Genomic DNA, 16,101 nt, shown 5'->3' on the forward strand with positions numbered 1-16,101 from the left:
ATTATTACCCTTCAGTTGACACATCAAAGAATAAATTTGATACAATTCTCAATTTGGCTATTAGTCATTGCAGTTAGGTTAGCGTTTTATGAAGTCATATTTAGTTGCTGCTTTTTACAAATTTGTTTCCTTACCCGCTTATGAAACCTTAAAAGAACCCCTATTGAATAAAATGGTGGCCTTGGGGATAAAAGGAACTGCCATACTGGCAAGCGAAGGTATTAATGGCACGATCGCCGGTCTGGAAGATAATGTAGAAACCTTCATCGCCTATCTAAAAAGCTATCCGGAATTTGCCAACCTGCACTTTAAAAAAAGCTATGACGACAGCAATCCTTTTGATAAGTCCAAAGTCAAATTGCGCAAGGAAATTGTTTCCTTTGGTGTCGATGGTATTGATGCAGCCACGCAGGCTGGAACATACGTCACACCAGAGGAATGGAATGAGCTCATTCAGGATCCCGAGGTTCTGACAATCGATACCCGTAACGATTATGAAGTGAGCCTTGGCACTTTTAAAGGGGCAATTAATCCCAAAACACTGAACTTCAGGGATTTTCCTGACTATGTTCAGAACAATTTAATGCAGCAAAAAGACAAAAAAATCGCTATGTTCTGCACGGGTGGAATTCGCTGCGAAAAATCCACTGCCTACCTGAAAAAGCTGGGCTTTGGACAGGTTTATCATCTGGAAGGCGGGATATTGAATTACCTGGAAACAATTAAAGAAGATTCTTTATGGGAAGGCAGCTGCTTTGTTTTTGATAATCGCGTTGCAGTTAATTCACAGCTTGAGCCTCTTGAAGAAGGCACAGTTGACCTTGAATGGAAAAACAAATGCCGGCAACAGGCCTTAGAAGGGGAAGAATAATCTAAAGGTTGAGAAGCCGGATCTTGCCAACGTACCTGGACGATTAATTGTATTAACGCTTGCCTGGAAATTTGAAGACTATAATTATAAAGAAATTACTTACTACAGCATGGAAGAACAAATACAGTGAGTACTATTAAGCAATGTTTAACCTCAGGAACTAACGGAAATGCCTATCACTATAATGGGTGCGGGAGCAGCAGGTATCGGTGCTGCCATTAATCTCGCGAAAAAATATCCTCATGAGACCATTCTTCTCATAGATAAGGGAAAGATGGGCGAAGGCTCAAGCGGCAGAAATCCAGGCCGGGAAGGACATGGATTCCATTACGCCGATAAAGAAACCTCACTCGCCTATCTTCGTGCCAGCATCAAGGTTCAAAGAGCTTTTCCCAATTTCATCATTGGCCGAAGATACAATGAAGCGGGAGAAGAGATTTACTCCCCCTTTTGCCATGGACGTTATATCATTACCAGGGATTCGACTGTCCCCCGAGAAGACATTCTTGCAAACTATGCTGAAATACAAAAAGAGTACGCGCGCCTGGTAGCCGAAGATCCCGCCAATAAAGTGTTTGGTGAGCCTGATCAATTCTACAGGATTTTAAAACCGGAAGAATACGAGGGGCTAATCAATAAGGACATTGTGGATTGCGTCGTTGAAACGAACGAATGCCTGTTCAACTGGCAGGAATTTATCAAAAGTTTTCGTGAGAATGAGCTAAAGAAGTACCCCAATATCCAATTAATAGAAGATACCGAAGTCACTTCTCTTGAAAAAAATGAGGCGTTTGATGGAAATAATGCCCGTTTTATTATTAAAACACGAACCAAGGACGGGCAAGAAGGCACGATACATAGCGACTTTATAGTTAATTCAACCTGGCAGCAAATCAAATATTTCAATGAAATGCTGGGTATAGAAATGAAAAAAGCTGAGCGCACTAACCGCCTTAAAGCTTTGATTAAACTGAAGCTGCCCGAAGAACTGGTGAACGCGAACTCCATGTTTTTTTGCATGGGCCAGCACTGTATGATTTCCAATATGGGCAATGGTTACGCGATGGGCACTTATGCCAAAGAAACCAATATGGAAATGTCCGATGGGCTAAATATCAGCGAACGTGCCCAACGTTTAATCGATGGCGGTGCTACACAAGAAGAAATAAATGATATTTCAAAAAAAATGTTAGAAGGGATGGCAAAATACATCCCAGCACTGTCCAAAGCAGAGTTTGATGGCTTGCTATTCGGCATTATTCAGACCCTCGGTAAATTAACCCGAGAAGAATTAAACAACCCCCATCACGCCTTTAATTGCCGGGATGACCATGCAGTAGTTTCGGAAATGATTGGTTTAATATCGAACCCCTGTATGAAGTTATTTTATTTTCTGGATAACGGCGAACTGGTTACTAATCTGCTTGAACAGCAGATGCAAGCGGAGAACGTAATCACAAACTGTATCGCTACATTGAAAGAGCGGGCAGAAAAAGAATTATTTATCTTCAATATGCCTGAGCAAATTAAACTACGTTCCAAGCTTGAACGAAAGCCCCTTTCGGAATTAGCGGGAGGCAATGTTGAAACCATTGTCACTCAAACCATTGCAAAGCTGAAAAGCCAGCAGTCGAAAATGAAATTTTTGCCCAAAAAAGACTATTCAGAAAAATCAATGACTAAAAATTCGGAGGAGATAAGCCGTTCGGAGTCTTCTATAACAAATGACAATATAGTATCTACCTGGAGGCATTAATCATTTATGGAAAAAAAAATAGCTGAAGATACTTACTGGAAAGAAAAAGAATTCCTGACTCAATTATTAAATGAACTGCCTGCTGCTATCTTCTGGAAAAATACGGAGGAGACATTCCTGGGTTGCAATCGCCGTTTTGCCCAGCTCGCGGGTTTACATTCCCCGGAAGATATTATTGGTAAAACTGACTTCCAGTTACCCTGGGGTCCCATCCAGGCGGCACTTTACCAAAAAGATGACCAGGAGGTAATTCTTACAGGCAAGCCCAAACTGAATATTGAAGAGACATTAACGCTTCCCGATAATACCCGGCTCCACCTGCTTACCAACAAAACTCCCCTGTATGCTTCAAACGGCCAGATTATGGGCATTCTTGGTATTTTTTATGATATTACCGAGCGTAAAAAAATGGAGTCAGCACTGGCTGAGGCGAAAGAGCAAGCAGAAGTAGCCAATATTGCCAAAACCGAATTCCTGGAAAATATGAGCCATGATTTACGCACCCCCCTTTCGGGCATTACCGGTTTTGCTTCAATTATCAAAGATGAGGTGCAGGATCCAAAAATCAAACGCTATATTGATTATCTGATGGAATCGAGCGAGGCATTGTTATCCCTGCTGAATGAAATACTGGATATTGTGAAATGGACATCCGGTAATACCCCTATAAAATATCGAAAATTTAATTTGAAAGACAAACTGGCTGAAGTCATTAAACTGCAGCAATCTGCAGCCCTTCAGAAAAGCATTAACCTGCAACTGATTTATGATGAATCCTTACCGCCTTTCTTGATAGGGGATTCCATGAGGGTTTATCGGATCGCGTTGGAGCTGGTAAGCAATGCAATAACCTTTACCAACTCTGGATCAATTGTTGTCCAGGTACAGGCGGCCAAGCAGGATGAACGCACTCAGGTAATCAAATTAACGGTTAAGGATACCGGAATCGGTATTCCTCTGGAGAAGCAGCAGGATATTTTTGTTGAATTCAAACGTTTAAACCCCTCTTATATCGGTCTCTATAAAGGAGCGGGCTTAGGCTTGGCAATTGTTAACCAATTGGTTAAAGAACTTGACTCGGAGATCTACCTTGAAAGTGAAGTGGGTAAAGGCAGCTGTTTTACCTGTCTTATTCCATTCAAACGCGCCTTAACGGATGATGATTTCGGCGCAGAAATATCCGTTCCTTTACCCTCCCCCCCGGAGGTGCAAAAAGTGGATTTATCCCAGGCAACTATCAATGAGACTGGTACGGGTAATCATCGGGTGTTGGTCGTTGAGGATAATACAATTGCCGCTACCGTTGCAAAAGTGCTGCTCAGCAAGCTGGATTGTGAGGTGGATATTGCTGAAAATGCACACATGGCTATGGAAAAAGTGTTCCGGGGCAAACCGTATAAACTCATCTTTATGGATATTGGTTTACCAGACATGGACGGTTATGAACTGACTAAGCGAATTCGTTTGTGGGAAATCAACAAGGAACATCATATTCCCATTATTGCCTTGACCGCTCATGGCGATGAATTTAACCGGCAACGCTGTATTTCTGCCGGCATGAATGCAGTATTAACCAAGCCGCTTGCCAAGGAAAAAGCGGAGGAAATATTAAAAGAGTTTATTCCCTCGGAAAGCCAGCATTCAGATGATAAAAATGAATCGTCTGTTAACCCCGTTATTGATTTTGATGCAGCCCTGAAGCAGGTGAACGGGCAGAAAAATCTGCTGCAGGAATTATTTAATATTCTGATTGATTCTCTGCCCGCAGAAAAAGCGAACCTGGAAACTTTTTTTAAGTTAGCCGACTGGAATAAAATAGCATCAACGGCACACAAGTTAAAAAGCAGTGCCAGCTACTGCGGTGCTCTTCGATTAAAATCAATATGTACCTCTATTGAAGAAGCCGTTCGACATTCCCAGGCTCAAAGCTATCACAATTTATTTCAAAAACTGCTGCTTAACATCAAGGAAACAGAAGATACATTGAAAGATTATTTGCAATCAGAATAAACCCATACCTATTTGTATAGCCTGGCTTCATAGAAGTGGAATACCAGGCTATCGTTAGTCTCTCCACTTATAAAAAAACCTGTATTTCCAAGCACGGTATTTTGCTTCAATCAGAATTTACATAAAATTTTCAATGTTTTTTTTCTGATCTTAATGCCCCTTAATAATTCTTTAAGAAAAGCAAACTACACTTACAATAACTTAATCCCTAAATCAGGAAATATTCAATGTATACTGATAATTATCCAAATCTTCATCAAAAATATAAGTTCGATAATTTTGAAGAAATCATTGGTGCCCTGGAAGGCCGCTTTCATGGACTCTTTAATCTCGCTGTCTTGGAAGAAGAAATTAAAAATAAACGAAACGGCAGTTATACCGAATTTTTCGATCAGGTTATGTCGAAACTGAACTCTTCAAAGCTGTTTACGGAAGCAGAAGTCAGTGCAAAAATAGCAGATTTACTTGTAAACGATGACTCTGTCAGAAACTGTTTTTTGAAAAGAATGGTCTTTGTTCCTCCGCTCGATGGCCAGCCCTCTACACAGCTTGGATTTTTGGAAAAAACAGCCACCGGACAATTAAAAGCAGCAGAGCCAGTCACTTATCTGGATATGCTTCGATTAGTTCAGAATTTGAAAGAACTCGCTGGAAAAGGTTACGGAAGAAGTCCAACGCCTACCAATTTTGCCGTTTACAATCTGAACGATATTAATTCTGAAAATTCTGAAGATATTGCCGCTCAGATTATGTTGAGGGACGCACTGGTCGTCAATTTTAATCGCGATCCCAAGGGCGAAGCGAAATGGGGAGTCATTGATTTACGAAATAAACACAACCCACAGATTTATTGTGAAACCCCTCTTTCTGAAGCGGAAAAAAGAGAAGTTGAACAACGCTTGCCAATTAAATACAAGGAGGTTCAAGCCCGCCAAGCGAATAATCTTCCTTCCACAGGGTATACGGCTATTGCCTGGCTTGATCAGAACATCAGCCAAGCCTGGAATTTTGATACATCCTCTGACTTTAACAACCTGCTAGGCAGTTATGTCTTTGTCCAGTTTCGTGGAGACGGTACCAGTATTGAATATAAATTTTCACCGGGTGAATACCAGGCTTTTTGTACTCAGGAGTTTAAAACAGTTAATAATGCGTCATATGGCAGTGGCTATAGCAGTAACTCTACCTGGCAGGGCTATGTGCCGGTTAAATTTGCATCGATGTCCGTATTACCCGAAATTAACAAACAACCTATCACTCCTAACAGCCTTTACGATGTGATGCAGGCCTTTGGAAGCGGCAAAATAAACGAATCCCAATTCGATACAATCACTCACCACGCTTACCGATCAAATATACCCGGTTTCGCACGCACTATGACTGAATATGGCAATCCACGCTTGTTAACAGTTGAAAATGGCAAAGCCGAGCTTAGAATACCTGACAAAATTGATGAGGATGGGTTGAGGGACGCCCATTATAAAGCATGTAGGCCTACCAATACGAACGCGGCACATTTCAATAAATTAACTAGAACCCCCCATCATTATGGGGCTTATCCCCAGGAAGACATGGCAAGCGCCATGGTCATCCATACTTTCCGCAGCCAATCCAAGCAAGCAGTTCTCAACATCAAATTGCCTGCAAAGTTTGCCTTGAATGCGGAAGAATCAAAACTGATCATCAACCAGGTGCAGGAAAACGCCTACCTGACTGAACTAAATATCAATAGTGATAACCAATCCCTCGCAGGCCTCAAAGCTGCATTATTACCTGCTTTGGGACGAAACCGCTGGCTTAAGGAATGCGGCTATCTGCCGCCAATGGTTGATAATTTCTGGCAACGTGCTGCTCGTTACTGGCTGCTCCATTTAAATGAACACACCGATTTGGCCCAAAATAAGAATGAGCATAAACTCTTCAAGCAATGCGTTGAAGACATGGGCACCAGAGGGCTTGAAGAAGTACTTGCCTTCTTAAAAAACCCTGAGCTATGCGACAATTTATTGGGAATTTATGGCCGAAACCGCCCTCTCTTTTATCTCGCCTGCCAACAGCATGAAGTAAAAGAGTATCTTGATTTACTCATCGGCCACTTGAGCCAGAACCATCCTTTTCCATTCAGTGAGCTAAGTGCCGCTTATCAGCCAGGTCATGATAAGTCATATTTGTCGCTTTTGGGTTTTGTCAATGAAAGAGACAGTTTCGAGCAAATTTATCTGACGGATTGCTTGCGCCATAAAAAAGACTTCGCTGGATTTTTACGGGCAATGGCAAAAGAGGCGCAACAAGGCAAATGGACTGGTCTGGTCGTTATACCCGAGCTCGAAATGGAAAAAACCGCCACCGAGGAATATCGGGAATTACGATCTTTATACCGCCAGATTAATAACATCATTCTAAATAACCGACATCTGAAACAAGGTGCTGAGATTTCCCAGAAAATCAAGGACTCCAGTAATTTTGCCCAAGGCAAGGGAGCGGCCGGTGAAGGAAATAAAACAGCAAAAGCGATTGCTGATTCAATTAACCTGCAATTCGCGGCCACTGAAAAAGGCCCCTGGCCCTTGCAGCGCGGCGGTGGTGTGCAACTGCAAATGCAACAGCAACAGGAAGTTCAGCAACAGCGGCAAATGCAGAAAGAAACACAGCGCTTGCGCATGGTGATGAAAGAGGAAGTAATTACGGCCGAAATGGTCACCTATAAGAATATTGATAAATTACTTGGTCATTATTATAAGAATTATAAGGCTGAAAATGCCTGCGATCCTGAACGCTTTGCCCCGCTTAAGTATGAGGGTGAAAGTGAGCTTGAATCATTTTTCCACACCTGGATCAATGCTGAGCCTTCCGTCAAAGCCAGTCAGGTCATCTCGGCGATGACCCAGGAAGCAGCAAAAATGTTGCTTCGTCATCACACCCGTGTCTCATCCGGTTTGGATTTAAACAATTTACCCCGAGGCTTCTATACCCAACGCTCCAAAGACGGTCAGTTGATTCTCTGCTACAACACAGAGATGGGTTACTCCAACGGCATCAACACTCCGCTTACCCTGGATTTACAAGTGAGTAAGCCCGTTGCCGAATTTTGGGAGGGCGACTTCCGCCAATTCGATATTGATTTTTATTTGGCCAACAACCCTAAACTGGACAGCGCGAAGAGCTTTCAGCCATTAGTTCTTTTTGAAGTATTACAGCCTGCAAAAAATTACCAGAAAGACTGGGAAAAATTTAAGACCGAAAACCCTAATGTCAGCAGGCTGGTTAAAAATGAACAACGGGTGTTGCAACACTGGCCTGTATTCATTCAGGCATGGCAATACGGCGGGGTTGAGGCCGTCAAAACTTTTCTGAGCCTAAAGGATCAGGATTTACTCCTCAATGTTCCGACAGCCTGCTCAATTTTGTATGCCAAACAACCTGAATTAATGGAATGGGCAATACAATGGGCGCGCAGCGGAACTTTGAATCAGACAGATTTATGCGCCCTTGGTCAGGTTTATTATAAATATGGGGAGGAAACACTCGCTCTTTTAACCTCCAAATTACGACAAATTGAACAGCAATTAGGCAAAGAATTCTTTCAAAAATTCCACAGTGAGGTTTTAAGAAGCAGCGAGAATTATAATTCTTTTATTAACCCTGCATTCTTTCAGGCCATTGACAGCATGATGGAAACCCTCTCGCCAGCGAGAGCTAAACCGCTTCGAGATGCCTGGTTAAGTTTCTGCAGCAAGCATCTGCAACATGTTCCAGCGGAACAAGTGGATGTGCTGTGGAAAGCATTTGATTATTTTGTAAAAGAACTCACTGATATGGGGCTGGCTTTATCCGGTGACGAGTTTGCCGATCTTGAACCGCGCAATATGCTGGTCACGTTGGATCGTATCCTTGATTCTTTAAGAAGCTTACCGGCGCAGGATGAAAAAGCGCGCCTTTTGAAATCACTTGGCAAACTTGACTTGACCCATGGCGGTGTACACTATGCCATTCAGCAGGAGCGTTTCAAATATTTTGACAAAGATCTGGAGCTCTACGATTTTGTCAAAGGCAAACCCACCTATGCCCCTGATTTAAAAACACTCTATCAATGGGATGCAACAGAGGCAGCGCTGAATATCCGAAGAACGCTGGCAACCCGTCCCCAATTTACATACGGCGACTATACCCTTCTCAGCAAGGCAATAGCCAATGACAACCCCTTATCACGCCATCAGCTCATGTGGCTCCTGTATACCCGCTATGATGCCCGACAGGTTGCAGCTGCTTTGGATACAGTCAGGGGACTTCCCGTTCAACTAGTGGCAAATATCGCCCAACATCTTCATCAGGCTGCTTTTCAATTTGGCCATGACCAGCTGGCGATTTCGCTGAGTACGCTGGAAAAAACCCAGGATCTTTTACAAGGTAACCGGGCAAACGAGTTACTCCGCAAGTACCCCCATGGCAATTTCCTCGAAGCGCTTAACCTTTTGGTCGAAGGAAATAACCAGGCCAAGATGGAGCCATTCCTTGGATTATTTGAAACCCAGGTGAAATTTCCCTCGAAATACCCACAATTTCTTAAAAACGAAGCTTATAAAGCCGCTACTTTATTCGGTGCCTTAAGCAAGGAACAATTACAGGCATTTATCGATGCAACCAGTGATTTGAGCCTGGCAGTGCAAAATGAACTGGAAGTAGTACTGAAGCATTTACTCTCCGTCAATTTTGAACAAGGTAATCCACAAGCCCTGCACAAGCCTGAGAACTGGAAAGCCTTCCTCAAAGCGATAAAGGACATGAATGAAAAACCGGTAAACCGCTCTGCAATACGCAAAGCGTTTATCACTTCACTTAACGATCAGGATATTGCATTTAAATATTCGCGCTCAGGCGAGTTTCGCAATCTGGTTGAAGAAGATCGTCCTGGCCAGATTGGTACATTCGTTGACCACCAACACCGGCTCTGGGATTTCCTGAAGAATCATATTGTAGTTCCTACAGGAGGAGATGCCCAGGAAGCGCTGCGTCCATTAATGGCATTTTTTACCCGCCTGCAACTGAACAGAACCTACCTCAATGAAGTAGAGCCTCTGCTGGCCGTTCTTGAGAAAACCGGCAAAGATCAGGTGTGGAGCGCCAGTTATTTCAGTCAAATACTTGATGTATTAAAACCTGAAGACGAACAAGTCGCCTTCCCGCTCGACATGCTGCAAGTGATCCTCAAAGATGAATTGCTGAAGGCAAAACCCATTGATAATGCCGAGAAGGATTTCCCGCAGGCTTTAACTATCCCCTTAAAAGGAATTTTGAAAAATACAACCTTCAACCGGCAACAACAAGCCGTATTATGCCAGCTGGCCTTGAAGGAATATCAGTATTCCCGTAACACCGTCCTGCTTGCTGACATAATCAACTTGTTATCCTCAGAGCAGCATGAAGCCAGCCGCGACTCTGCTTTGCAGATCCTAAGCACGGCTTCGAGTATGGCTGAGCTGGAAAACCGCTTTAATAAGTTAAGACAACTCCTTAATCATACGGTAGAGAACGAGACCGTCAGAGGGATATGGGAAAAGACTACATCCCTATGGTTAAAAGCCATGGCAGCGGCTCCCCGTGAAGAAGCCCTGTTTAATAAGGTAATGGGCAAATTTACGGATGAGCAAAGCGAAGAACGCTCTTTATTATTCCATATTATTGCCTGGAGCAGTTTACAACCTGGTCTGCGTGATAAAGAAGCCTATGAGTATGAGCTGGATAAAAAAGCTCCAAAACTGGTGGATCGTCTGAGTACCCTATCCGTCGAGGAATTAAGGGCGCTTGCAGCAACCTATCCCAAGCAGCCTTCACCCGGCGCTGACGATCTGGTTCGCATTCTCAAGCGTGTCGATGATGGCCGTAATTTCCAAACAGAACTCGCTGCTTTCCTGAAAAATCCACATCCGGAAGTTCGCCCCGACTATAGTCATGTCGCCAAAACCCGCGCTGCCGACTTGCGCCGTATGTTTACTGAAACCCGGGTGACCGATGGCAAGACCAATCGTCCATTGTCGGCTACGGAAATTGCACGCATCAGCCTCATGTTCTCTGAGCTCAAGCAATTGGAAACGGGCAAGACTTTTATTGATGGCTATCATAAACCCATCACTGAACTTAGCCAGGAAGAATTGTCAGAAGCCTTCCATCGTTTATGCAAGAGCCCAACCAGTGACAGCCAGCAAGTTCAAATCTGGGCGCTGCTCTTTCATGCCCTGGGGGTCACCACCAGAAAATACCCGCATATGGCGCAGCAATTTGCCTTGATTGCCAATGACGTGGCCATCAATGCACCCAGCAGGGTTCTTAAACTGGCTACCGGGGAAGGAAAAAGCCATTTTGTGGCCATGCGCGCTGCGAAAAAAGCAGCCCAAGGGAAAACGGCAACCGTTTTCACTGCCAAACGCAGTCTTGCCGAACGGGATCTAGAGGATTATGAAGCCCTTTTTGATTATTTAAATATCAAAACCTCACTGATTAATCCCAAGTCAACCCGCGAAAGCTATACTGAAGCCCAAGTGCATTATACAACGCTGGGTGATTTGTCTCTGTTCCTTGATGAACAAAGCTATCAGGGTAAACCCATTGACATTGATCCTGACAAAACAGAAGGATTGGGCGATGAGCTCGATTACACTTACTTTGATGAGGGGCGTAAAACAGAATATAACTATGCACGTCCAACGGGACGCACTCCCAAGCAAATGATATGGTTTTATCAGGCCATGAATGAGTTTTATGATCAAAACCGTGCTCGCCTCGATAAAGAACAGGTTACCATGGCGAGCGCAAGGGAACTCTTAACCTTCCTGATTGACAAAGCCAAGGAAGATGAAGAAAAACTGAATTTCCTTAGCCAATTATCCCGCGACGGGCTGCAGTTAGTCGGCTGGCTTCAATCTGCACATGATGCCGCCTCAATGGAACGGGGTATCAATTTCTCGGTCGTTGAAGAGAATGTTCAAATTGGTGAAGCCTCATACCTTCTAAAAGAAATTATCCCGTTGACCTCCAGTAACCAAAAGGCCAAAGGCTCTACCTTCAGTGCCGGCGTCCACCAGTTACTGGCTGTGCGGCTTAATGAGGAGGCTAAAACCCGCAATGAAGCGCAAAACTATCACGTGCATGCGGAAAGCCATATCATCAGCTCGCAGGTGGCCAACAAGCTGCTGAGGAATTTGTGGAAGCATTGGGAAGGCTATACTGGCTCCGTATCCAGTTCACAGGCCCAGGCTTTAAACACTGAGCAAGGCACACAGGTACTGCAGGTGTCAACTAACCAGCGTGACTTGCGCGAATGGCATAAAGCGAAGTTTTATCAAAGACCCGAGCAACGCATTGAAGCAATGCTTCATCAGCTCAAACATTGCATGGCCAACAATCAGTCCGTACTGTTTGGCTGTAAGAATGATAAAAAAGTACTTGAAATTAAAGAAATACTAAAAGCTCATTTAAGCGAAGAAGAGCTGGGTAAAATCATCTTCTATACCAACGAAGACGAGGAAACCAGCAGTGCGATCCTTGAGCGCAAACAGCGCATGGAAAACTGGAAAGGCGGTAAAAAGCAAACCGGTATAACGCTCGTTGCTTCCGGTTTCGGCCGCGGTGATAATGTCGGGGTTGAAGCGGTGTTTATCTTCGACACCGGAGATGTTAATGACTTGCTTCAAACAGGGGGCCGTACTGCCCGGAATGGTGAAGAGGGACAAGTTTTCCAATTCTATCTTGAAGATGAACTGAAGGCTGAGCGCCGACAGCTTAAAGCAACAATTGATGCGACCCCCGGCATCGATCATAGGGCTATTGAAGGCATTCTGGACGGTGTACCTGGTGACAATGAGAATGAAAAACTCTTTAGTCAGGTCATGCTGCTGCGCGAATATGTATTTACCTTACAGAATTCCGCAAACCAGGGCTTCCGCGCAGGGATGGCGCAATTCTCCGGTTGGGGGCTGCAGCTGATTTCCAACTTCCTTGATCCGGTGCAGGCCAACGAGTTTACCAATATGGTAACCCGCCATATCCACGGTTTGGAAAAGCAATGGCTCAGTATCTCGGCTAAGCAACACTTAACGCCCACTGAAAAAGTGCGTGAGATAGAAGTCAAAATTATCGAAACTGCCCGCCATCTCCAAGAGGATTATGGAGTACTCATTGGCAAAACAGATGGTATCCCAGCCTTTAAATTCACAGAAGCGCCACAGATTGATCTAGTGATTGCACTGGAAAAATTCACCCCCTCTGATAAAAATACCCGCGCCCTGGCTTCACTCGGTTCGAAAATTGCCGCTTTACCCGCAGACGGTGTTTCTCCTGAAGCGATGACCGAAATCCCCAAACAGCTGGACACTCTCGCCAGCAAGCCGGATATGCTGCAAACGTTTAACACTGAAGCGGCCAGTTTCCAAACACTTGGAGAGTTGCTGGATCAACTCAATATTCGTGTTCTGCAGATTACTCAGCGTTCTGATCTGTATGAGCGGACAAAGAAAGGTTCGATCACAACCCCGAAAGCAGAGTCACTCTTAAAAAAACTCAGTTCAGAGCAGAAAGAAAACTATCTCAAACTGACTGGAAAGTTAACCCCACCATTGCAGGAGATGATAGGACAGTGGTTAACTGAGCCTGGCCCACGCAGCGGCGCAGCAAGGATTGAGAAAATCCTGCCTCTGTTGAAATATCTGAGCGGCTTTACAGAAGCTGAGCAGAAACGCTTGGGCGCCCAGTATATGGAGAATATTGAAAATCTGATTGCGGACACCCCTTCACAACTCATGGAAAGCCGTTTTTCAGGCAAAACGATGAGTTACTCTGAGAATGAAAGTCTATGGCGCCTCGCCAGTGCATTCCCTAATCATGAAGGTGAGCTGTTCACATTACTGAAAGAAGCAGCCGAGCCGAATTATGTGCACCGTATCCGGATGTTCAGAAGATGCGAGGATTTGATTACCCGCCTGCCAGAAAAAGACCGCGCGGTATTCCTGGAACATTTTGCCAAGGCAATGACTCACTTTTCGGATGGGGTTAACTGGGATGCTTTCAGTGCCGTGGTGAAGAAAACGGAACGCTGGTGGAATTTGGACGCAGGAAAATACCGTGAAGATCTGCAAAATCTGTGGCGTTCCCTTGCTGAAGATTTAACCGATGCGCATCCCCCCGCAGTTGCCTCTATATTGTCTCAACAAGGAAAAGCCTGGTTTCAAAATCTACAGCTGGCTGTTAAAACAGCACCTGAGATTGCTATCCGTATCCAGCCGCAGCAATGGAAAACACTGTATGACCTGTGGAGAAAAGAAGGTAACTTCACTCCAGAACAACAGAGGGAATCTGGAGCGGTACTCAGTAAATTGCTTACTTCCTGGTTACCCATACCCGATTTTGACCAGCGTGTGGAACATGCCCTGCAAAGTTACAAACATTTTATGGAAAGAGGTAAACGGGAAAACCATCCCAATCTTGATAAGGCATCCGTCTGGTTTTTAACACTTCTGAATGAGAAACCTGCTGTGCTGGATGAATTGGACCGATTTGTAAACAGACCGTCATTTACACTGGAAAATTTACAAAAAAATCTGTCCGTTTATAATTTTAGCGAACAAGAAACTCAAGCCCTGCTGCGCATGCTGAATGACACGCAGATGAATCTGAAAGATTTCTCTGTTTGCTGTCAATCACTGGCTACAGCAAAAGATATTCTCTCAAAAAGTACCAATTTAAGTCAGCAAGATGTTGAGGAGTTCACCCGCTCCATCCCAACCCTGTCTTCGCCAAACTTGAATATCCTGTTAAAAACATGGATTAGCTTCCAGGATAATATTAAAGCCAACCCAATTTCATTAATCCAATCGGTTAAATATGGATCTAATGTCACCTTGTCATCTGAACGAGTGGGATTGCTGACCAAAGCCTTACTGATAGCCACAGGTTCGCAGCCTCAGCCCTCTCCGGAAAAACTGAGTTATATTGTTACCGGTATTAACCGCTTTCAGGCAGCTCAACACGACAACAATGATGTCGTGAAGTTAATAGGCTTCCTCGAGCGCAATGAATTTCCAGCAGAGCAATATCTCTATGACAATCTGGCTTCCTATTCATCCACCATTCCTTCTTCAGAGCAGGATGAGTTGAAAGAGATTATCGACTGGTTTTATGAAAATGGTCAGAAACACCGCGGAAATGTTGAGACACTCAAGCAACTTGCTGAAAAAGAAAATTGGTATAAATTCGATAACAGTACGCCAAATCAGGCCAAGAATCGGGTTATCTGGATGCATCTGCTCAATCACAACGCCTTTGTGACTGAGGACTTGAATAATGGATCCCGTAAGATTAACTGGTCAGCGGCTAAAAACGAAAAGCTTCTTGAACATGGTTTACGACATTATATCAATGAAACCCAAAAGCTTTTGGCGAAAAAACCAAGCGCGAGTGTAAGTCTGGTAAGGGATTTAGCCCCTCAACAGCAGCAGGGATTGTTAAAACTTGCGAATGAACTGGAGATTATTGGCAGATCGCATCTTGATCTGAAGCAATTGCACCGCCAGCCCGAGAGCCAGGCAATTCGGGCAGAACTGGAAGGCAATTTGAAAAAAATAGGCAAAAAATACGAAGCCTCTTTATTCAAATCCGACTCTCGCAAACACCAGTATGCCAGCCTACAACGCAAGCTGGATAACGTTCGCGGCGAAGGCAACCGTTATATTCAGCTGATGGATGTTATCCGCACAACACGCAATCAGATCTTGTCAGAGGATATTCTGGAAAATACGATTCGAGCCGGTGGTAAAAAGCTCAATCGCAGCGGCCATAGCCGAATATTCAGCACCTTAAACCAAATGGAAGATCAGATAGTCCGCCATTGGGTGCAGGATGTCAGCGCGCTGCAGGACTTCCAGATTTATCAGGATCGTTGTAAGGAAGACGTATTGGGCTTAGCGGTGAAGCTTCAAGAGATGACTAGCGCCCATTTCGATGAGAACTTCAGCAAAGCACCCGGCAAGGGAGCAGTGAGCCGATTCATCCATTGGGCCAAGTCCACTGAGGATAATAAAGCCCGGATTCAACGTTTATCGGCTACGCTGGACACTTTCATCCGAGACTACCAGACAAATCCTTTAGCGATAGAAGGCGAGGCTCTTAAGGAGTTTTCTGAAAAGATAAAAGACGAAATGTCGAAACTGCCAGGTCACTTACAGGCAGTCGCCCAGGAAATACTGAGCCGTTCTGAATCCTTAAGTACTCATCTTATCAACGTACAGCAAAACCCGCTCCCAGGCAGTCAGCTGAATGAGTGATATAGGAAATCCGTTCACCCTGAGGAGGAGCTATGCTCCTCCTTTTATTTTGTACGGCTTCTAACTCGTTGTAAACGTACTGCGACGAAAACCTAATCGTATTCCCGCGGCAAAAACCCAATCGTATTCCCGCGATGTAGACCCAACCGTAT

Annotated in this window: 4 protein-coding genes; all 4 read left to right on the top strand. The window is 44.4% G+C overall.

Annotation, left to right across the window (positions count from 1 at the left end):
• Positions 1-88 precede the first annotated feature (88 nt).
• The 4 genes from trhO to DYH42_RS13350 all read left to right on the top strand — a co-directional run bounded on the left by trhO (position 89) and on the right by DYH42_RS13350 (position 15,949).
• Positions 89-871 carry an oxygen-dependent tRNA uridine(34) hydroxylase TrhO gene (gene trhO / locus DYH42_RS13335; protein ID WP_058525043.1) on the top strand — a complete coding sequence of 261 codons (783 nt, stop codon included), beginning with the start codon at positions 89-91 and terminating at the stop codon, positions 869-871.
• Positions 872-1,040: 169 nt separating this feature from the next.
• On the top strand, positions 1,041-2,627 hold the full coding sequence (locus tag DYH42_RS13340; RefSeq protein WP_083503210.1) for an FAD-dependent oxidoreductase: 1,587 nt from the start codon (positions 1,041-1,043) through the stop codon (positions 2,625-2,627).
• Between the two features lie 6 nt (positions 2,628-2,633).
• Complete coding sequence (locus tag DYH42_RS13345) at positions 2,634-4,637, top strand: response regulator (protein WP_058525045.1); 2,004 nt, start codon at positions 2,634-2,636, stop codon at positions 4,635-4,637.
• Between the two features lie 227 nt (positions 4,638-4,864).
• A complete protein-coding gene (locus DYH42_RS13350) occupies positions 4,865-15,949 on the top strand; it encodes a hypothetical protein (RefSeq protein WP_058525046.1) in 11,085 nt (3,694 codons plus the stop codon).
• Positions 15,950-16,101 lie beyond the last annotated feature (152 nt).

It is taken from the genome of Legionella birminghamensis (assembly GCF_900452515.1).
GTDB lineage: Bacteria > Pseudomonadota > Gammaproteobacteria > Legionellales > Legionellaceae > Legionella_C > Legionella_C birminghamensis.

What these genes read in the sequence shown, in the direction of transcription:
- DYH42_RS13340 (WP_083503210.1), top strand. Translation starts at nt 1,041, where the DNA reads ATGCCTATCACTATAATGGGTGCGGGAGCAGCAGGTATCGGTGCTGCC.
- trhO (WP_058525043.1), top strand. Translation starts at nt 89, where the DNA reads ATGAAGTCATATTTAGTTGCTGCTTTTTACAAATTTGTTTCCTTACCC.
- DYH42_RS13345 (WP_058525045.1), top strand. Translation starts at nt 2,634, where the DNA reads ATGGAAAAAAAAATAGCTGAAGATACTTACTGGAAAGAAAAAGAATTC.
- DYH42_RS13350 (WP_058525046.1), top strand. Translation starts at nt 4,865, where the DNA reads ATGTATACTGATAATTATCCAAATCTTCATCAAAAATATAAGTTCGAT.